The organism is Streptomyces sp. SA15, from assembly GCF_002291145.1.
Taxonomy (GTDB): Bacteria; Actinomycetota; Actinomycetes; order Streptomycetales; family Streptomycetaceae; genus Streptomyces.
In genome coordinates this window covers 101,770-120,210 of the sequence record NZ_NTGE01000073.1, presented here as the reverse complement: position 1 = coordinate 120,210, position 18,441 = coordinate 101,770, and the positions used below count along the sequence as shown (strand labels likewise).

17 protein-coding genes and 1 pseudogene are annotated in these 18,441 nt (G+C 71.7%); 10 read left to right on the top strand and 8 right to left on the bottom strand.

Annotated elements, in window-relative coordinates:
- Nucleotides 1-9: 9 nt before the first annotated feature.
- Entirely contained in the window at nt 10-1,329 is a 1,320-nt protein-coding gene (locus CLM62_RS12415; protein ID WP_095749879.1) for a PHB depolymerase family esterase, read from the bottom strand.
- A gap of 95 nt (nt 1,330-1,424) precedes the next feature.
- Nucleotides 1,425-2,507, bottom strand: a pseudogene (locus tag CLM62_RS12410) (non-reducing end alpha-L-arabinofuranosidase family hydrolase).
- A 395-nt stretch (nt 2,508-2,902) separates the two neighbouring features.
- On the opposite strand from CLM62_RS12410, the gene CLM62_RS12405 reads away from it, so the two are divergent.
- Both CLM62_RS12405 and CLM62_RS12400 read left to right on the top strand, forming a co-directional pair.
- Nucleotides 2,903-3,880 (top strand): polysaccharide lyase family 1 protein, encoded by a 978-nt coding sequence (locus CLM62_RS12405; protein WP_095749878.1) that lies wholly within the window; start codon nt 2,903-2,905, stop codon nt 3,878-3,880.
- Nucleotides 3,881-3,906: 26 nt separating this feature from the next.
- A complete protein-coding gene (locus tag CLM62_RS12400; protein ID WP_095749877.1) occupies nt 3,907-4,701 on the top strand; it encodes a pectate lyase in 795 nt (264 codons plus the stop codon).
- Between the two features lie 63 nt (nt 4,702-4,764).
- On the opposite strand, the gene CLM62_RS12395 is transcribed toward CLM62_RS12400, so the two are convergent.
- Nucleotides 4,765-5,523, bottom strand: a complete 759-nt coding sequence (locus CLM62_RS12395; RefSeq protein WP_095750061.1) for a PaaX family transcriptional regulator C-terminal domain-containing protein — start codon at nt 5,521-5,523, stop codon at nt 4,765-4,767.
- 69 nt (nt 5,524-5,592) lie between these two features.
- Here CLM62_RS12395 and CLM62_RS12390 point away from each other — a divergent pair, with 69 nt between their 5' ends.
- The gene (locus tag CLM62_RS12390; protein ID WP_095749876.1) at nt 5,593-7,236 is read left to right on the top strand and encodes an acyl-CoA dehydrogenase family protein; all 1,644 of its coding nucleotides are present in this window, start codon (nt 5,593-5,595) and stop codon (nt 7,234-7,236) included.
- A 153-nt stretch (nt 7,237-7,389) separates the two neighbouring features.
- Here the strand turns inward: CLM62_RS12390 and CLM62_RS12385 are convergent, their stop codons facing one another.
- Complete coding sequence (locus CLM62_RS12385) at nt 7,390-7,974, bottom strand: hypothetical protein (protein WP_095749875.1); 585 nt, start codon at nt 7,972-7,974, stop codon at nt 7,390-7,392.
- A 273-nt stretch (nt 7,975-8,247) separates the two neighbouring features.
- On the opposite strand from CLM62_RS12385, the gene CLM62_RS12380 reads away from it, so the two are divergent.
- The 4 genes from CLM62_RS12380 (at nt 8,248) to CLM62_RS12365 (ending at nt 12,162) form a co-directional block, all read left to right on the top strand.
- Nucleotides 8,248-9,333 (top strand): exo-alpha-sialidase, encoded by a 1,086-nt coding sequence (locus tag CLM62_RS12380; RefSeq protein WP_179382062.1) that lies wholly within the window; start codon nt 8,248-8,250, stop codon nt 9,331-9,333.
- Nucleotides 9,334-9,427: 94 nt separating this feature from the next.
- Nucleotides 9,428-10,105: a uracil-DNA glycosylase gene (locus CLM62_RS12375; protein ID WP_095750060.1), complete on the top strand. Its 678-nt coding sequence runs from the start codon at nt 9,428-9,430 to the stop codon at nt 10,103-10,105.
- Nucleotides 10,102-11,094, top strand: a complete 993-nt coding sequence (locus CLM62_RS12370; protein ID WP_095749873.1) for an N-acetylglucosamine kinase — start codon at nt 10,102-10,104, stop codon at nt 11,092-11,094. Before CLM62_RS12375 ends, CLM62_RS12370 begins: the two co-directional genes overlap by 4 nt.
- 144 nt (nt 11,095-11,238) lie before the next feature.
- Nucleotides 11,239-12,162: a sirohydrochlorin chelatase gene (locus tag CLM62_RS12365; protein WP_095749872.1), complete on the top strand. Its 924-nt coding sequence runs from the start codon at nt 11,239-11,241 to the stop codon at nt 12,160-12,162.
- Between the two features lie 101 nt (nt 12,163-12,263).
- On the opposite strand, the gene CLM62_RS12360 is transcribed toward CLM62_RS12365, so the two are convergent.
- Nucleotides 12,264-13,307 carry a lactonase family protein gene (locus CLM62_RS12360; RefSeq protein ID WP_095749871.1) on the bottom strand — a complete coding sequence of 348 codons (1,044 nt, stop codon included), beginning with the start codon at nt 13,305-13,307 and terminating at the stop codon, nt 12,264-12,266.
- 105 nt (nt 13,308-13,412) lie between these two features.
- Complete coding sequence (locus tag CLM62_RS12355) at nt 13,413-14,909, bottom strand: FUSC family protein (protein ID WP_095749870.1); 1,497 nt, start codon at nt 14,907-14,909, stop codon at nt 13,413-13,415.
- A gap of 220 nt (nt 14,910-15,129) precedes the next feature.
- Here CLM62_RS12355 and CLM62_RS12350 point away from each other — a divergent pair, with 220 nt between their 5' ends.
- A complete protein-coding gene (locus tag CLM62_RS12350; RefSeq protein ID WP_095749869.1) occupies nt 15,130-15,609 on the top strand; it encodes an Lrp/AsnC family transcriptional regulator in 480 nt (159 codons plus the stop codon).
- Nucleotides 15,610-15,628: 19 nt separating this feature from the next.
- Entirely contained in the window at nt 15,629-16,324 is a 696-nt protein-coding gene (locus CLM62_RS12345) for an HAD family phosphatase (protein WP_095749868.1), read from the top strand.
- A 96-nt stretch (nt 16,325-16,420) separates the two neighbouring features.
- Here the strand turns inward: CLM62_RS12345 and CLM62_RS12340 are convergent, their stop codons facing one another.
- On the bottom strand, nt 16,421-17,212 hold the full coding sequence (locus tag CLM62_RS12340) for a LysR family substrate-binding domain-containing protein (RefSeq protein ID WP_095750059.1): 792 nt from the start codon (nt 17,210-17,212) through the stop codon (nt 16,421-16,423).
- A 58-nt stretch (nt 17,213-17,270) separates the two neighbouring features.
- Between CLM62_RS12340 and CLM62_RS12335 the strand changes: the two genes are divergently transcribed.
- On the top strand, nt 17,271-17,651 hold the full coding sequence (locus CLM62_RS12335) for a DUF5997 family protein (protein ID WP_095749867.1): 381 nt from the start codon (nt 17,271-17,273) through the stop codon (nt 17,649-17,651).
- A gap of 243 nt (nt 17,652-17,894) precedes the next feature.
- Here CLM62_RS12335 and CLM62_RS51435 read toward each other — a convergent pair.
- The coding region (locus CLM62_RS51435) for a fructosamine kinase family protein (protein WP_257003817.1) at nt 17,895-18,441 on the bottom strand (547 nt) is incomplete at its 5' end.

Sequence of the window (18,441 nt, the reverse complement as noted above, 5' to 3'; positions counted from 1 at the left end):
AGCGCGGGGTCACGTACAGGCCTTGCCGTTGAGCGTGAACGCGCCCGGTGCCGCACTGCTGCCGGTATGGCTCGCCTGGTAGCCGATGGTCACGCTCGAGTTGGGCGCGAGCGTGCCGTTGTACGTCGCGTTGGTCGCCGTCACCGAGCCGGACGACGGGGTGTACGTGGCGCCCCAGCCGTTGGTGATGGTCTGGCCGGCGGGCAGGGTGAAGCCGAGCTGCCAGCCGTTGACCGAGCTCGTGCCGGTGTTGGTGATGGTGACCGAGGCGGTCAGGCCTGTACTCCAGGCACTGGTCGTGGCGATCACCTTGCAGGCGCCGGGCTGGGGTTGGGGCGTGGGCCCCGAGCCGTCCAGGCCGAAGAAGGTGAGCGCGCGGTCCGCCATGCCCCAGGCGTACAGGTTGTGGCCGACGCCCTGGAGGCTGATCGCCTCGACGGGCGCCCGGTCACCGGTGGCGCCGTAGCGGGTGCGGATCCAGCCGGAGACGGGCGAGTCGGTGGCCGCGGGGGTCTGACTGACGCCGAGCACGTTCGTCCACTGCTTGATCTCCTCCCCGAAGTTGGGGTAGCGCAGGACGTCGTCCTCGGTGCCGTGCCACAGCTGCATACGCGGCCTGGGGCCCGTGTAGCCGGGATACGCGGCGCGGGCGAGGTCGCCCCACTGCTGCGGGGTGCGGGTCACCGTGCCGTTCGCGCAGGCGCTGTTCCACTCCGAGCCGTCGGTGGTGGCGAAGCAGCCGAAGGGCACGCCGGAGAACGCGGCGCCCGCCGCGAACACGTCGGGGTAGTCGCCCAGCAGGACGTTCGTCATCATCGCGCCGGAGGAGATACCGGTGGCGAAGATCTTGCCGGTGTCGGCGGAGTAGGTGCGGGTGACCCAGTCGACCATCGACTTGATGCCGACCGGGTCGCTGCCGCCGCCCCGCTTCAGCGCCTGCGGCGAGGCGACGTCGAAGCACTTGCTGGCGCGGGTGACCGACGGGTACACGACGACGAACCCGTGGCGGTCGGCCAGTTGGGCCCACTCGGTGCCGGAGTGCATGGCCGGCCCGGAGCCCGTGCAGTAGTGCACGGCCACCACGACCGCCGGGCGCGCGGTGACGTTGTCCGGCACGTACAGGTACATCTGGAGGTTGCTGGGGTTGGTGCCGAAGTTCGTCACTTCGGTGAGCGTCGCGGTCGGGACCGCCTCGGCCGCCCTGGGGCCGGCGGTGGCGGCGGGCGCGGTGAGCACGGTGGCCGCGAGCAACGGCACCAGCGCTCCGAGGAGCGCCACGAGCACCGAACGCAGGGGTCTCCTCGCGGTGTTGCGGGGGGTGGTGGACACGTCCTTGTCCCTTTCTGGTCGCGGCTCGGGGACGTGGTGCGGCGTTCCTTCAGCAGTGTCGATTCAGCCGTAGTGTTCGATTCAGCCGTGTTCGTTCAGCAGGAGGAGTTCGTCTGGGTCAACAGGCCAAGCTTCCAAGGGAGTTGTGAGTAGTCGCCGCTCGAGGACGGGTCCATTCCCTGGTAGAGGAACCTCAGCCGGCAGGGGTTGATCGTGAGGGTCTGGTCGACACCGTCGCGGATCATCTCGCCGTGGCTGAAGTCCGTGGTCCAGGCGGGCTGCCCGGCCGCGAAGGTCACGTTGTCGGAGCGGATGAAGGCGTTCGCCTCGGTGTCCGCCAACGGTGTCCAGGTGCCACCCAGGCTGTCGGCCGTCCAGGCCCGGAAGTAGCGCCGCCAGTCCGACTTGGTGGCGAGCGCCTCGACGAGCATCAGGTACTTGCCGCTGTCGCCGAGGCGGTAGACGTTGCTCCCCTCGAACAGGTCGAACCGGTTGGGTTCGGTCAGCACGATCGTGGTGTCGCGGAAGCCGTTCGGGAACTCGGCGAGCGTGGTCCGGGAGCGGTACTGGTGACCGTTGCCGTCGGAGAAGAACAGGTAGCAGTCGGTCTTGTCGCAGATCGTCCAGAAGTCCAGCCAGCTGCCGGGCCCCTTGTTCTCCGTGACGATCGGGGGCTCGCTGTCGAGGAAGTACTTCGGCGCGCTCCAACTGCCCGGTTTGCTGGGGTCGGTGGTGGTGGAGTAGGACGGCGGACCGGTCTGGTAGACCATGTACCACAGCTTCTGGGGCGCGAAGTAGAACACCTGGGGCGCGGCCGCTTACCGGTTGCCGATGTTGGGGTTGCTGTCCAGGAAGGTCTGCGGTGCAGCGGACGCCTGCGACCAGTCCGTGAAGCTGGTGTACGCCAGGCTCCACGCACCCGCGGTGTTGGCCGTGGTGGCGTAGACGTGCCAGCGGTTCTTGTAGCGGAACACCGTCGGGTCCTTCACGGAGACGATCGGGTGTGCGGCGTCCGGCTTGGGGCTGATCAGCGGGCCGGTCGAGGACCAGCTGAAGGAGCCGGGCAGCGGGTCCGCCCGGCCGGGCGGGGCCACTTCGGCGGCCGCCGGTCCGGGCGACAGGGCCGTCAGGCACACGGCGAGTAACGCCGGCACCAGCCCGCTGATGAACGTACGCATCCGTGGAGACGTACGCATCCGTGGAGTCGTCATCGACTCGCCCCTCTCGGAAGGGAAGCATCCGCAGCATCGTGGCATGGACATGGCCGCCATGGAAGCGCTCCCACTCTCCGAAAGGATTCGCCGCGCCGCTCACCAGGGTCGGCCGAATGTGTTCTGCGCGAGGCGTTGACTAGAAAGCGCTTGCCCCCTACGTTCCGTTCAGCAGTGTGACCCGTCACCGTCATCTCGCGAATGGCGCCGACGACCACTGGAGCCCGAGAAGTCAAGGGAAGTGCACTCCCTGGACTACGGCGGAGCCTCCGACTCGGTCACTCTGCACATGCGCGGCGAACAACATGGCGAACAACATTCACGTACATGACCCACCAGGCACCCTGAAGGGACGCACCCGCATGCGTACTCGTCCCCCACGCAGAAACGCGCAAAGATCCGCACTGGCAGCCGGTGCGGCCGCTCTGGCGACGGTGGTCGTCCTGGCCCTTCCCCAGCCGGCCGGGGCGGCCGAGACCTCGCCGATCGGGTTCGGCGCCGGGACGACCGGCGGCGGCGGCGCCTCGGCGGTCACCGTCTCGACGCTGGCCGCGTTCAAGACGGCCGTGACCGGCAACGCGGCCAAGGTCGTCAAGGTCAACGGCCTGATCTCGCTCAGCGGTCAGGTCGACATCGGCTCCAACACCACGGTCCTGGGCGTCGGTTCGTCGTCCGGGTTCACCGGGGGCGGGCTGCGGCTGAAGAGGGTGACGAACGTAGTCATCCGCAATCTGAACATCAGCAAGCCGGTCGCGCCCGCCGACGGCATCACCGTCGAGGCGTCGACGAAGGTGTGGATCGACCACAACTCCTTCTCGGCCGACCGCACGCACGACAAGGACTACTACGACGGCCTGTTGGACATCAACCACGGCGCGGACAACGTCACGGTGTCCTGGAACACCTTCAAGGACCACTTCAAGGGCTCGCTCGTGGGCCACAGCGACAACAACGCGAGCGAGGACACCGGGCACCTGAAGGTGACGTACCACCACAACCACTTCAGCAACGTGTACTCGCGCATCCCCAGCCTGCGCTTCGGCACCGGTCACTTCTACGACAACTACGTCGTCGGTGCCGAGACGGCCGTGCACTCCCGCATGGGCGCGCAGATGCTCGTCGAGAACAACGTCTTCCGTTCGACGAAGGTCGCGGTCACCACGAACCGCAGCAGTGACGTCGACGGATACGCCAACCTGCGCGGCAACGACCTCGGTGGAGCCGCGACCGAGGTCTCGCGGGTCGGCACGTTCACCAATCCGCCCTACAGCTACACGGCAGAGCCCGCCTCCAGTGTCGTCGCCTCGGTGACGTCGGGCGCGGGTGCCGGGAAGCTCTGACCCCCACCGGAGAAGGAAAACGGGACATGACTTCACAGACGCAGCACCGCCGCCGGATTTCCGGGCGGCAAAAGGTCATCGGCGGGCTCGCCTCGCTCGGCTTAACGGTTGGCATGATCATGACATCCGGCGCGCTCACGCCGGCCAGTGCCGCCACCTGGCCGACCCCCAACGGCAGCCAGGGGACCTCCTCCACCATCTCCGTGTCCGGCACCAAGGACTACGGCATGAAGCAGTTCTACGGCACCGGGGAGCTGGCCGGTGACGGCCAGGAGGAGGGCCAGGACCCGATCTTCGAGCTCGAGCCCGGCGCGACGCTCAAGAACGTCATCATCGGCGCACCCGGCGCCGACGGCATTCACTGCAAGGGCAACTGCACCCTGCAGAACGTGTGGTGGGCGGACGTCGGCGAGGACGCCGCGACCTTCCGTGGCGGCTCCACCTACAACGTGATCGGCGGTGGCGCCAAGAAGGCCGCCGACAAGGTCTTCCAGCACAACGGGCCCGGCACGGTGAACATCTCCAACTTCGCCGTCAGCGAGTTCAAGACGCTCTACCGCTCCTGCGGTGACTGCTCCACGCAGTACACGCGCAAGGTGAACCTCAGCAACATCGAGGTGACCGGAACGGGCTCCACCGCGCGGCTCGTCGGCATCAACGTCAACCGCAACGACGTGGCGACGCTGAGGGGCATCACGATCCTCAACGACGCCGGCCGCAAGGTCGTCCCCTGCCAGAAGTACAACAACACCACCGCGGTCGGTACGGGCCCCGACAGCACGAACTGCCTGTACAAGACCTCGGACATCACCTACAAGTAATCCCCCCACGGTGAAGGCGGCCGTACGAAGCGTCCCCGCACGGCGCTTCGTACGGCCGCCCCGTCATGTCCGGTGTCCGCGCGCCCACTCCGCCGCGGTGATCTCGCGCCGGTAGTCCGCGTACGCGGCGCGCAGGTCAGCTCCCGGCCAGTCGGCGGGGAGGAGTTCGGGCGGCAGGACGGGGTCGGCGAGCAGGTGGCGTACGAGGGCCGCGAAGGCGGTGAGGCGGTCGGCGGGCCGGTCCGTGCGGGCGACATGGGCGAGCAGCGCCCGGGCGGTGGCCGCCCAGGTGTCGAGCGGCCACAGGTTCGCCGCCAGTTCGCGGGCGGGCGTGTCGGGCCGGGCCGTGAAGTGCCGGGCCACCCGGTCGAGGTCCTCGGGCAGCGGCCGGCGCAGGTTGGCGGGCCGCAGCCAGACGCCCTCGCGCAGTTCGGCGAGTCTGAGACCGGCCAGTCGCGCCCGCAGGTCGGCGCGCTCGGCGGGGCCGCGGCCCGTCGCGGTGATCACGACCATCTCCCAGTCGCCGTCCCACGCGCGCGCGTGCGGCTCTACGGCGTCGTCCTGACGGCGCTGGCGCTCCAGCAGCCGGTCGCTCAGCCGGTAGCCGGTGTCGGTGCGCCGCAGGTCCCCCGCGGCCGTCATCCGGCTGAGCGCCGCCCGCAGGGTGGAGCCGCCGACGTCGAAGGGCTCCACGGCCCGCACGAGGTCCTTCGCCGTCAGCTCCGGGGGATGCACACCCAGCAGCAGGCTCAGCACGACCGACCGCGCGGACAGCGGACGCAGCTCCAGCTCGGCGGACTGCGCCGAAACGTTGATCCGCATGGGGCCGTACTGTACGGGACGCATGTTGCATGATTGCTGCGACCGAAGAGATAGTGCAACACTGTTCGTATGGAATACGAGGGCTCCGCCACCCACGCCGTCACCAACCAGCCCCCTCCCCTGGCCCCGTACGACGCGTCCGCGGACACGGCTCTGCTCGAAGGGCTGCGCCGGGAAGGTGCGGGGTGGGCCGAGGAGGGCATCCGGCGTCTCGGACTGAGGGCCGGCAGCGCCGAGGCGCAGGAGTGGGCCGATCTGGCCAACCGCCACGAACCGGAGCTGCGCACGCACGACCGGTACGGCAACCGCGTGGACGAGATCGACTTCCACCCGAGCTGGCATCACCTGATGCGGGCCGCGGTCGCCGAGGGGCTGGCCGGCACGCCCTGGGCGGAGGACCGGGCGGGCGCCCATGTCGCCCGTACCGCAGGTGGACTGGTGTGGGGGCACACCGAGGCCGGCCATGGCTGTCCGACGTCGATGACGTACGCCGCGATCCCCCCGCTGCGCAGGCAGCCGGAACTCTCCAAGATCTACGAACCCCTGCTGACCAGCCGTGAGTACGAACCGGGCCTCAAGGTGCCGACCGAGAAGCGCGGCCTGCTGGCGGGCATGGGGATGACGGAGAAGCAGGGCGGCTCCGACGTCCGGACGAACACCACGACGGCCACGCCCACCGCCGAGTCCGGCGTGTACACGCTGCGCGGGCACAAGTGGTTCACCTCGGCGCCGATGTGCGACGTGTTCCTCGTGCTGGCGCAGGCTCCGGGCGGCCTGTCCTGCTTCCTGGTGCCGCGTGTACTGCCCGACGGCAGCCGCAACACCTTCCGCATCCAGCGGCTGAAGGACAAGCTGGGCAACCGGTCCAACGCCTCCTCCGAGCCCGAGTTCGACGGAACGGTCGCCTGGCTGGTCGGCCCCGAGGGACAGGGCATCAAGACGATCATCGAGATGGTCAACTGCACCCGGCTGGACTGCGTGATGATGTCGGCCACCCTGATGCGCAAGACGCTCGTCGAGGCGGGGCACCACGTACGCCACCGCAGCGCGTTCGGGGCGCGACTGCTGGACCAGCCCCTGATGCGCAACGTGCTGGCCGATCTGGCGCTGGAGTCCGAGGCCGCGACGACGCTCACCCTGCGGCTGGCCGGCGCGGCCGACCGTGCGGTGCGCGGGGACACCGGTGAGGCCGCCTTCCGCCGGATCGCGACCGCCGTGGGCAAGTACTGGGTCACCAAGCGGGGCCCGGCCTTCACCGCCGAGGCCCTGGAGTGTCTCGGCGGCAACGGCTATGTCGAGGAGTCGGGGATGCCCCGGCATTACCGCGAGGCTCCCCTGCTGTCGATCTGGGAGGGATCGGGAAACGTCAACGCGCTCGATGTGCTGCGGGCGTTGCGGCGTGAGTCCGGTGCCGCTCAGGCCCTCTTCGACGAACTCGCTTCGGCGCGGAGCGCGGACGCCCGACTGGACGCCGCGGTGGCCCGTCTCAAGGGGCAGTTGGCCGAGACGTCCGAGATCGGTGCGCGGCGGCTGGTGGAGCTGATGGCCCTGACGTTGCAGGCCTCGCTCCTGGTCCGGCACGCCCCGCCCGCCGTCGCCGACGCCTTCTGCGCGAGTCGGCTCGGGGGCGACTGGGGGCACGCCTTCGGCACGCTTCCCGACGCCGCCGACCTGGACGCGATCCTGGCGCGCGCGTTGCCCGACGGGAGCTGATTCGCCGCGCGCGGGGGCCTCGACTCGACACTCGCCTGCGTTCGGTTTCCCGCTTCCCGCACGCGAATTCGTACGGCCGGGGCCGTCCTCGGCGCCGGTCCCCGCCGTCGGCCCACGCTCAGAGCCTGTGTCCGTCACATCCCACACAGGCTCTCAGCCCGCCGTACGCCTCCACAGCGGACCGAACCGCGCCCACTCGGCGTCCCACTGGTCCAGGCGGCGGCGCTCCAGGCGGCCGCGCAGCGCACGGCCGCCGACGAAGGGCACGGACCCGGCGGTCACCCCGATCAGGCTGCCGATCATGGCGGCCCGCACCCTGGCCTGGGTCACGGTGGCGGGCTTCGTCACCAGCCGGCCCTCCCGGTCCGTCCACACCGTGACCGGAGCCCCGAGGGCGCTGCCCGGGCGGACCCGGGCCTGGCCCGTGTGTGCGGAACCGTCCGCCACGGTCCAGCGCACCTCGGCCCACACCCGATCGCCGCTGGACCTGCCGGACTGCGTGGTGGCCGTTCCGGGTGCGGGCTCGGTGAGGTGCGCCACGACCGGTCGCCACTCGGCGCGCTCCCGCGCCAGATCGTGCTCGACGGACCGGGCGACCGCCAGACCGGCGAGCACCCCGGCGAGGACGGTGACCACCCAGGCGCCGAGCACGACCCAGCCCTCCACCCAGTCGGCCCGACGCTTGAGTGGATTGCGCCGCCAGCGCCACAGCCACACCTTCCGACCACGGAACGCCATCGAAGGCATCCTCCTCACGAGCACACGAACATGCCGGACCGCCCTCCCATACGTCAGACGTGTCCTGGATGCTCACGCCGGGTTTCCGGCTCAGGCGCTCCCATGCCCTCCTCGCCCGTGCGGGGCATCTTCCCGAACGCGGCCCGCGATTCCCCGCGGCCCGGCCGCCATCGCCGCTCTGACCTGCGGCGAAGCTCTTTGCGGGGGTGAGTGTCAGTGGTGGGGTGCAGACTGACCGGTGTCTGAGACGAAGACGTCGCGGAGGTGATCGGCATGACCGAAGTACTGCTCGCCGTGGGCACACGCAAAGGCCTGTTCATCGGGCGCAGAAAGGGCAGCGCCTGGGAGTTCGACGAGAGCCCCTACTTCAACGCACAGGCCGTGTACTCGGTCGCCATCGACACCCGGGGCGACAGCCCACGGCTGCTGGCCGGCGGGGACAGCGCGCACTGGGGCCCCTCGGTGTTCCACTCCGACGATCTGGGCCGGACCTGGACCGAACCGGCACAGCCCGCCGTGAAGTTCCCCAAGGACACGAACGCGTCGCTGGAGCGGGTCTGGCAGCTGCATCCGGCGGCCGCGGAGCCGGACGTGGTGTACGCGGGCACGGAACCGGCCGCGCTGTACCGCTCCGAGGACCGCGGCGAGAGCTTCGAGCTCGTCCGGCCCCTGTGGGAGCACCCCACGCGGTCGCAGTGGGTGCCGGGCGGCGGCGGTGAGGGCCTGCACACCGTGATCACCGACAAGCGGGATCCGCGCGCGGTGACGGTGGCGGTGTCGACGGCCGGGGTGTTCCGCACCAAGGACGGCGGCGCGAGCTGGGAGCCGTCCAACTCCGGTGTCTCCGCGGTCTTCCTGCCGGACCCGAACCCGGAGTTCGGCCAGTGCGTGCACAAGATCGCGCAGGACGCGGCGACGCCGGACCGGCTGTACCTGCAGAACCACTGGGGGGTGTACCGCAGCGACGACGCCGGCGCGCACTGGACGGACATCGGCGAGGGCCTGCCCTCCACGTTCGGCTTCGCGGTGGCCGCCCACCCCCACCGGGGTGACACGGCGTACGTGTTCCCGATCAACGCCGACGCGGACCGGGTCCCCGCCGACCGGCGCTGTCGGGTCTTCCGCACGGCGGACGCGGGCAAGACCTGGGAGCCGCTCACGGCGGGCCTGCCGCAGGAGGACCACTACGGCACGGTGCTGCGGGACGCGATGTGCACGGACGACACGGACCCGGCGGGCGTGTACTTCGGCAACCGCAACGGCGAGGTGTTCGCTTCGGCCGACGACGGCGACAGCTGGCGGCAGTTGGCGTCGCATCTGCCGGACGTGCTGTGTGTGCGGGCCGCGGTGGTCGGATGACCCGGAGGCGAGCGCGGCCGACGCCGACAGGGTTACGGACCGGCCTTGGCCACCGGTTGATCTCCGCCGCCCGTACGGCAGTAGGGTGACGCCCGTGGCTCCACGACCCTTGCATGAAATCGTCGAACCGGGCTGGGCGAACGCCCTGGAACCCGTCGCCGGGCGGATCGCCGAGATGGGCGACTTCCTGCGCGCGGAGATCGCCGCGGGACGCACCTATCTCCCGGCCGGACCGAATGTCCTGCGGGCCTTCCAGCAACCCTTCGACGATGTACGGGTCCTGATCGTCGGACAGGACCCGTACCCGACGCCGGGGCACGCTGTGGGCCTGTCGTTCTCGGTCGCGCCCGACGTACGTCCGCTGCCGGGCAGCCTGATCAACATCTTCCGCGAGCTCGACACCGACCTGGGGCTGGCGCGGCCGTCCAACGGTGACCTGACGCCATGGACCCAGCAGGGCGTGCTGCTGCTCAACAGGGCGCTCACCACGGCACCGCGCAGTCCGGGGGCGCACCGCGGCAAGGGCTGGGAGGAGGTCACCGAGCAGGCGATACGTGCCCTGGCGGGGCGCGGCAAGCCGCTGGTGTCGATCCTGTGGGGCCGCGACGCCCGCAACCTCCGCCCGCTGCTGGGCGACCTGCCGTCGGTGGAGTCCGCGCATCCCTCCCCGATGTCGGCCGACCGTGGCTTCTTCGGTTCCCGTCCCTTCAGCCGGGCCAACGACCTGCTGGTCAGGCAGGGCGGACAGCCGGTGGACTGGCGTCTGCCGTGACCGGTGCGGGGGACGGGATCCTCGCCGTCGACTCCGGCGGTTCCGGCCTTCGCATCGTTGTCGGCGCCGCCGGATCCGCCGAGTCCCGCCCGTCGGCCCAGCGGGAGTCCCGGGAGCCGGTGCGCACCGGTGACCGCGGCATCGATCCGGGGCACTTCATGGAGCAACTGGCCCCCCTGGTCCGCGCGTTGGTCGCCGAGACGGGTGTCGGCCCGCTGGGCACGGCCGTGATCGGCGCCGCCGGGCTCGCCACGCTGGGCGACGCGCTGCGAGCCGAACTCCCGGCCGCCCTGACACGGGAGTTCGGTGTACGCACGGTCGCCCTCGTCGCCGACGCCGTCACCGCCTACGCCGGCGCCCTCGGCCCACGGCCTGGTGCGGTCGTCGCCGCCGGTACCGGTCTGATCGCGATCGGCACCGACCTGAACCGCTGGCGCCGCGCGGACGGCTGGGGGCATCTGCTCGGCGACTGCGGCGGCGGCGCGTGGATCGGCCGGGCGGGGCTGGAGGCGGCGCTGCGCGCCCATGACGGGCGGGAGGGCGGCTCCGCCCGGCTGCTGGCGTGCGCCGAGGAACTGTTCGGTCCGATGCCACAGCTGCCCGGCAAGGTCTATCCGCGCCCCGACCGCCCCGCCGTCCTCGCCTCCTTCGCGCCCCGGGTGTCCGCGTGCGCCGCCGACGCCGATCCCGTCGCCGTGGGCATCCTGCGTGCGGCTGCCCGGCACATGGCGGACTCCGTGGCCGCCGTCTGCCCGCCCGACGGCGAGCCCCGCCTCGCCCTCACCGGCGGCCTGTTCAAGATGGGCGACCCTCTCGTCGTACCGCTCGAGAAGGAGTTGGCGAGGCGGCTGCCGCATGCTCGGCGGGTGCCCGCCGAAGGAGACCCGTTGCACGGCTCGGTCCGCATCGCCACCGACCTGGCGGCCGGTTCGCTCACCCTTCCGGGTGACGAGAGGATGCTTTGCGTGGTGAACACGAAAGGTGATTGATCCCGCCGTCGGGAAACCCACTGATCACTTCAGATCTCCGCGTAACTCATCCGTAGGTAACTCATCAGACAAAACCGGACGGATACCGCTCACCTGCACCCTCCCCGAACAGGGGAGCCCAAGAAGCCAGTAACATGCGACGCCATGAGCTCCCCCACTGGGCCCGCGTCCGGCCTGCCAGTACGAATGCCGCGACCCCGCCAGCCCGGACGGCACCGCCGTCCGGAGCCCCTGGCGGCTCCCGAGGGTGCGCCCGCGCTCGTCCTCGCGGTGCCGGGCACTCCGGGCACCGCCACGCGCAGTCTCGCCGCGGAGGTCGTGAGCATCGCCCGCTCCGAGCTCCCCGGCCTCGACGCCCGGATCGGGTACCTGGACGGGGGCGACGCGGAGTTCCCCGCGCTGCAGGCCGTGCTCGCGCACGCCGCCGAGGAGCGCACCGCGCGCTATGAGCAGGCCAGGGCCGCCGGTATGGACGTCAGGGAGCCCGACGGCCCGGTGGCCGTCGTCGTACCGCTGCTCGCCGGCCCGGACAGCGCGCTGCTGCGCCGGATCCGCCAGGCCGTGATGGACAGCCGCGTCGCGACGGAGCTGACCGACGTGCTGGGCCCGCATCCGCTGCTGGCCGAGGCGCTGCACGTGCGCCTGTCGGAGGCCGGTCTGGCCCGCGCCGACCGTGCCCGCCTGTTCACCGTGGCGACTGCTGCGGACGGCATCATCCTGGCCTCGGTGGGCGGCGAGGAGGCCGTGCAGGCGGCCGGGATCACCGGCATGCTGCTCGCCGCGCGTCTGGCCGTGCCGGTGATGGCGGCGGCCCTGGACCAGGAGGGCTCGATCGCGTCCGTCGCCGAGCAGCTGCGATCCTCGGGCTCGCAGCAGTTGGCGCTGGCGCCTTACCTGATAGGGCCGGAGATCGACCCGGCGCTGATCACGGAGGCGGCCAGGGAGGCGGACTGCTCCGCCGCGGAGGCGCTCGGCCCGTACCCGGCCATCGGCAAGCTGGCGCTGGCCAAGTACACGACCGCGCTGGGTATCGCCCCGCAGCAGCCGCAGGGCACGCCGGTCCGCTGACGCGCACCGCGTTCACCTTCGTACGGCGAAAGGGCCCGCTCCCCACGGAAGCGGGCCCTTCGCCATGGGCGCCGAGGTGTCAGAGCCTGTGACACAGGCTCTCAGTCCAGGACCACGCAGGAAGCCGCCGGAACCTCGACCGAGCCGCCGTACCGCGGCAGTCCCGTGTCCGGGTCGATGGCGAACCAGGACACGTCGCCGGAGCGCTCGTTCGCGACGTACAGGAATCCGTCCGACGCGGTGATCGCACGTGGCCAGTGGCCGCCGCAGGGCACCGTGCCGAGCAGCCGCAGGCCGCCCTCGTCCTCGGCGACGACGTCGAATACGGAGAGGACGTCCTCGCCGCGGGTGGCGGTCCACACGAAGCGGCCGTCGGGTGCGGCGGCGATGCCCGACGGGTAGGCGTCGCCGTCCGGGGCGCCGGGCAGCACCGGTGTCTCGGCCAGCGGCTCCAAGGTGCCGTCTGCGGGGTCCCAGCGGCAGACGGTGAGGGTGGGCGTGAGTTCGTTGACCACGTACGCGTACCGGCCGTCCGGATGGAAGGCCAGGTGGCGCGGCCCGGAGCCGGGCCGCAGGGCGATCTCGCGGTGCGGTACGAGAGCGCCGTCGACCAGCGTGCACACCCGCACCGAGTCCGTGCCGAGGTCGACGCTGACGGCCCAGCGTCCGCTCGGGTCTGGCTGTACCTGGTGGGCGTGCGGCCCCTGCTGGCGGGGCGTGTACGGGCCGGAGCCGGTGTGCCGGAGCACGCCGGACGGGGCGTCGGCGAGGGTGCCGTCGGCGCGGACGGGCACGGCGGTCACGCTGCCGGAGCCGTAGTTGGCGGTCAGGACGTGGCCCGCGTGGACGCTGAGGTGGGTGGGCCCACTGCCGTCGACCGGTACCGGCGGGCCGGCCGGTTCGGGCTTGTCGCCGGTCACGCGGTACGCGGCCACCGCGCCCTCGGCCGTCTCGCTGACCGCGTACAGCGTGGCCCCGTCGGGCGAGAGCGCCAGGTACGACGGGTCGGCAAGGCTGTTCGCGCCGCTGAGGAGGGTCAGTGCGCCACTGTCCCGGTCCACGGCCGCCGTCACGATCCCGGGACCTCCGGCCGCCGTGAAGGATCCGATGAAGGCCCGTCGTCGCCGCCTGCCGCCGTCTGTCACCGCGGTCCCCTCTCGGTGCTGTGTCGTTCGGGGTGACGGTAGCAGTCGATCACGGAAGGTCTAGACCAAGGGACGGTGTGCCGGTGGCGAGAAGCCGCCGCTGCCTCAGGTGCCCACCAGCGGTGAACCCGACGGTGCCCGCAGGGGCGTGGCCAGTTCGGCGAGGGCGCGCTCCAGGCCGTGCAGGTGGGCCAGCGCGGGTTCCGCCGCGGGCGGCAGGGGCGCGAGCGGGGTGGCGTTCTCGCGAGTCCCGCCGGTGAGTGCCTCGACCGCGGTCTCGACGCGCCAGCAGGCGGCGGCCAGGCGTGCGTCGTGCGAGGCCTCCGGGTCGGCGGCGACGGTGACCAGGCCGCGGATCTCGCGGGCGCAGTCGTCGAGCAGGGCCAGCACCCGGCGGGCGCGCCGCTTGCGGCCGAGCATCGGGTTGAGGGGGTGGACCAGCGGGGCGACGGACAGCCGTACCCGGCCGAGCAGTTGCTCCAGTTCCGCCACGCGGGGTGCCGGGTCGGCGGTCTCGGAGCCGGCGAGGCGGGCGGCGGCCTCGGCGGTGCAGGCGTGGACACAGCGCAGCGCCCGCTGGATCCAGGCGTCGGTGACGGTGTGGGTGGTGACGGGCAGGACGAGGAGCACCGCCAGCACGGCACCGAGCGCGCCGATACCCGTCTCCACGAGCCGCAGCGCGAGCAGCGCGGGATCGAGGACGCCCAGGAGGCCGTAGAGGAGCTCCGCGAGGACCGTCACGCAGAGCATCATCCAGGTGTACGAGACCGCGGCGGTGTAGAAGATGCCGAAGACGCAGGCGGTCAGGAGCGCGACGGTCGGCAGCGCGGCCCCGTCGAGGGGGACGGCGACGAGCAGGCCGAGGCCGATGCCGACCACCGTGCCGAGGACCCGGCGGAAGCCGCGTACCAGGGTCTCGCCGCGCGAGGTGGTGTTGACGAAGACCCACCAGGCGGCGCCGACGGCCCAGTACCAGCGCTGCCCGGACACCAGCTGGCCCACCACCAGGGCGAAGCCCGCGCCGGCGGTGGCCTGGATCGCCTGGCGCGTGGTCACGCGGGCGAGGCCGGTGCCGCCCGGCGGGGCGGGCACGGGGGCCGGGGGCAGGCGGCGCTCGTAGCACCACAGGCCGAAGCGGACGGCCGCCGCGGTGAGCAGGGACAGCAGGACGGCGGCGTACAGCTCGGGCAGCTGGTCGGTGGTCGCGTGCAGGAACTGCGCCACGAAGAAGGTCATGAACGCGAACACACCGAGGCTGTGCCCGCGCGGGCCCCAGCGGCGCGCGTAGACGCCCGCGCCGACCACGGCGAGGAAGGTGAGGTCCCGGGCGACGGGGTGATCGTGCAGTTCGGCCGCGGCGGCGAGCACGGGCAGGCCGACGGCGGGCAGCAACGCGGTGGTGACCGCCTGCCCGCGGACCGTGGCGTCGGTGACCGTGAACAGGGCGAGCAGCGCGGCGAGTCCGCCGGTCACGACCCCGACCAGCGATTGCCCGGCGATCCCGCACACGACGACCGCCAGACCGATGCCGAGCACGGCCCGCGCGGCGAAGCGCAGCCGCGCCCGCCCCGGGTCCGGCGCCACGAACACCCTCTTCAGCATTGCTTCCCGCTCCTTGGACACCGGCACGAAAGACACCGGCACGAAAAAGGCGCCGCGGGGTCCGCAGCGCCATCGACGCGTTCATTGCAGCATCGAGGGGCAACTTGGTTCAAGTGATACCTAGGATGCTGAGCCGTTGGCACAGACAAAGCGGTCTTGACCCGTCCACCGAGGGGCCAACGGACCAGGTATACGGACGAGGTATGAGGAGACTGACACCATGGCCGTCGTCGACGAGCTCGACACCCGCATCCTGCGGCTGCTGCTGGAGCAGCCGCGCACGAGCGTGCGCGAGTACGCCCGCATCCTCGGGGTCGCACGCGGCACGCTCCAGGCCCGTCTCGACCGCCTGGAGCGGGACGGGGTGATCACCGGCACGGGGCCGTCCCTGTCCCCCGCCGCGCTCGGCCACCCGGTGCTCGCCTTCGTGCACATCGAGGTCACCCAGGGGCATCTGGACGACGTGGGCGACGCGCTGGCCGCCGTACCGGAGATCGTCGAGGCCTTCTCGATCACGGGCGGCGGGGATCTGCTGACGCGGGTGGTGGCACGGGACAACGCGCATCTGGAGGACGTGATCCAGAAGCTGATCAGCCTGCCGGGCGTGGTCCGCACCCGCACCGAGGTGGCCCTGCGGGAGCGCGTCCCGCACCGGTTGCTGCCGCTGGTGGAGTCGATCGGGCGAACTGCTCGGAAATGACCTTTGACATCCTGGGATCATGAGCATTCTCGGGGACACCGCAGTCATCTTCGATCTCGACGGAACGCTCGTGGACAGCGAGCCCAACTACTACGAAGCGGGGCGGCAGACCCTCGCCGAGCACGGCGTCCCGGACTTCACCTGGACGGACCACGAGCGGTACGTCGGCATCGGCACGCAGGACACGGTCGCGGACTGGAAGGAGCGCTACGGACTGCGCGCCCCGGTGGAGGAGATCCTGGCCGCCAAGAACCGCCGCTATCTGGAACTGGCCCGCGCCTCCACGCGCGCGTACCCCGAGATGCGGAAGTTCGTGGAGTTGCTGGCGGGCGAGGGGGTCCCGATGGCTGTGGCCTCGGGTTCGTCGCCCGAGGCCATCGACGCGATCCTGGCGGGTACGGGCCTCGGCACCTACCTGCGGACCGTCGTGTCGGCCGACGAGGTCGCCCAGGGCAAGCCCGCTCCCGACGTCTTCCTGGAAGCGGCCCGCCTGCTCGGTGCGGCCCCGGCCCACTGCGTGGTCCTGGAGGACGCGGCACCGGGTGCCGCCGCCGCGCACGCGGCCGGTATGCGCTGCATCGCGATCCCGTATGTCGCCGCACAGGCCGACGCCCATGAGTTCGCCACCGCCGGTCTCCTCCTGCCCGGCGGTCAGGCCGAGTTCACGGCGCGTGCCGCGTACGACTGGCTGGTGAGCTCGACTCCGGCTTCCTGATCGGAACTCACCACTCCCCGGACAGCACCTTCTCCAGGCCACGGCACTCGCCGCGGCGACGCCGGCACCGGGTTCACCAGAAGTGACGGGCCTGCGCTACGACTTGCGGCGGGGCTTGCCGCGACGCGCGCCCTTGGCACCGCCGGAACCGCCGGAACCGCCGCGCGCCCCGGATACGCCCCGGGCGCCCTTTCCGGTCGACCTGCCCGCTGCCGGCTTGCGTCCGCCGCTCTTCTCGGGCCGCTTGCGCTCCGCCTCGGCCGTGGCCGGGGGCTTGGCGCGACCGCGTGTGCTGTTGACCGTCCGGCCGCGGACGATGCCGATGAAATCCTCGACCAGATCGGTGGTCGCGTCCTCCGGCCAGGACAGCGCGACGCTCGACTGGGGGGCGTCCACGACCGGCCGGTAGGTGAGGTCCCGGCGGTGGTGCAGGCGGGCCAGGGACTGGGGGACGACGAGGAGGCCGATGCCCGCGGCGACGAGTTCGACGGCGTCCGCGGTGGTGGCGGGGCGTTCGAAGGCGGGTTCTCCCGGCGGCCGGTCCCAGTCCAGGACGTCGTCGAGGGGGTGCAGCACGACCTCCTCGGCGAGGTCGGCGCACGACACCTCGTCCGCCGCCGTGACGAGGTGGTCCTTGGGGACCACGACGACGGTCGTCTCGGTGTAGAGGGGGATCGCGCTGAAGACCGTACGGTCGACCGGGAGCCGTACGAACGCGGCGTCGGCGTCGCCGGCGCGCAAGACGTCGGATGCCTCGGCGGCCTGCACCGTGATCAGCTCCAGGGGGACGTCGGGCAGGCGTTCGTTCCAGATCCGCACCCACTTGCCGGGGGTCACGCCGGGGACGTACGCGAGGCGGAAGGAGGAGGATGCTGCCGAGCCTTTCACCACGCCAGGCTACCCGCCGTGGTCGGAGGTCTCGTACGCGGTCGATAGTCTGGACAGCATGAAGTCGCACCAGACCACCCAGACGATGAAGCCCGCGACCGCGGCGAAGAAGCTGGGTGTGTACCTCCCGGCCACCCCCGCAGAGTTCCAGGAAGGCGTCGTCACGCGCTCCGAGCTGAACGAGCTGCAGGCGAACCCGCCCGAGTGGCTGCGGGAACTGCGACGCGACGGCCCGCACCCGCGTCCGGTGGTCGCGGCGAAGCTGGGGGTCTCCATCGCCGGCCTGGCCCGCGGCGGGATCACCGAGGCGCTGACCACCGAGCAGATCGAGGCGCTCAAGGAGGAGCGGCCCGAGTGGCTGGAGAAGGAGCGCGCCACCCAGGCCGAGGTCCGCAAGGAGGCGGCGCGGATCAAGGAGAAGAACGCCGAGCGTTCCTGAGCTCCCCGGGGCCGCGCACTCGAAAACTCGTGTGCGTCGGCGCCCGCCGCCCTGCGATCATTCCGGGATGGTCCACCGTCTGGAACCGCTGGTCATCCGGCACACCCATCGCATCCCCTCCCCCGCGGGACCCGCCGGGGAGGGCGACGTCGCGGCGCGGCAGTTCGAATTGCTCCCTTCGCTTTCCTCGCCCTCGACGTCACGCCGGAAGGCGCTCGTACGGCGGCCCTGGCGCCTGGTGGATCAGCGCGCCAGGGCCGCTCGTACTTGCCCGAGAGCCTGTTCGGCGTAGCCGCGACCGAAGAGCACGGCGTGCACCAGGAGCGGGAAGAGCTGGTGCAGCCCGATGCGGTCCGCCCAGCCGTCGGCGAGCGGCGCCTGCTGCTGGTAGCCGTCCAGCACCTCGTCGAGGTGGGGGCAGCCGAAGAGGTGGAGCATCGCCAGGTCGGTCTCGCGGTGTCCGCCGTGTGCGGCCGGGTCGATCAGCCACGCCCGGCCGTCGGCGCCCCACAGCACGTTGCCGTTCCACAGGTCGCCGTGCAGCCGGGCGGGCGGCTCCGCCGGGCCCGCCAGCTCGGGCAGCCGCTCGCAGACCCTCTCGAATACGGCCGCCTCGGCGGGCCGCACGGTGCCGTCGTCGACCGCCAGGCGCAGGTAGGGCAGCACGCGGTGCTCGGCGTACCAACGCGGCCAGTCGGTGCCGTCGACGTTCCGCATCGGGGCGCGGCCGATGTACGCGTCCCTCGGGCCGCCGGGCGGCGGGGCGCCGAACGCGGGCGCCCCGGCGGAG

What these genes read in the sequence shown, in the direction of transcription:
- CLM62_RS12395 (WP_095750061.1), bottom strand. Translation starts at nt 5,523, where the DNA reads ATGCGGATCAACGTTTCGGCGCAGTCCGCCGAGCTGGAGCTGCGTCCG.
- CLM62_RS12335 (WP_095749867.1), top strand. Translation starts at nt 17,271, where the DNA reads ATGAAGTCGCACCAGACCACCCAGACGATGAAGCCCGCGACCGCGGCG.
- CLM62_RS12390 (WP_095749876.1), top strand. Translation starts at nt 5,593, where the DNA reads ATGGAATACGAGGGCTCCGCCACCCACGCCGTCACCAACCAGCCCCCT.
- CLM62_RS12355 (WP_095749870.1), bottom strand. Translation starts at nt 14,909, where the DNA reads ATGCTGAAGAGGGTGTTCGTGGCGCCGGACCCGGGGCGGGCGCGGCTG.
- CLM62_RS12345 (WP_095749868.1), top strand. Translation starts at nt 15,629, where the DNA reads ATGAGCATTCTCGGGGACACCGCAGTCATCTTCGATCTCGACGGAACG.
- CLM62_RS12405 (WP_095749878.1), top strand. Translation starts at nt 2,903, where the DNA reads ATGCGTACTCGTCCCCCACGCAGAAACGCGCAAAGATCCGCACTGGCA.
- CLM62_RS12350 (WP_095749869.1), top strand. Translation starts at nt 15,130, where the DNA reads ATGGCCGTCGTCGACGAGCTCGACACCCGCATCCTGCGGCTGCTGCTG.
- CLM62_RS12365 (WP_095749872.1), top strand. Translation starts at nt 11,239, where the DNA reads ATGAGCTCCCCCACTGGGCCCGCGTCCGGCCTGCCAGTACGAATGCCG.
- CLM62_RS12385 (WP_095749875.1), bottom strand. Translation starts at nt 7,974, where the DNA reads ATGGCGTTCCGTGGTCGGAAGGTGTGGCTGTGGCGCTGGCGGCGCAAT.
- CLM62_RS12400 (WP_095749877.1), top strand. Translation starts at nt 3,907, where the DNA reads ATGACTTCACAGACGCAGCACCGCCGCCGGATTTCCGGGCGGCAAAAG.
- CLM62_RS12380 (WP_179382062.1), top strand. Translation starts at nt 8,248, where the DNA reads ATGACCGAAGTACTGCTCGCCGTGGGCACACGCAAAGGCCTGTTCATC.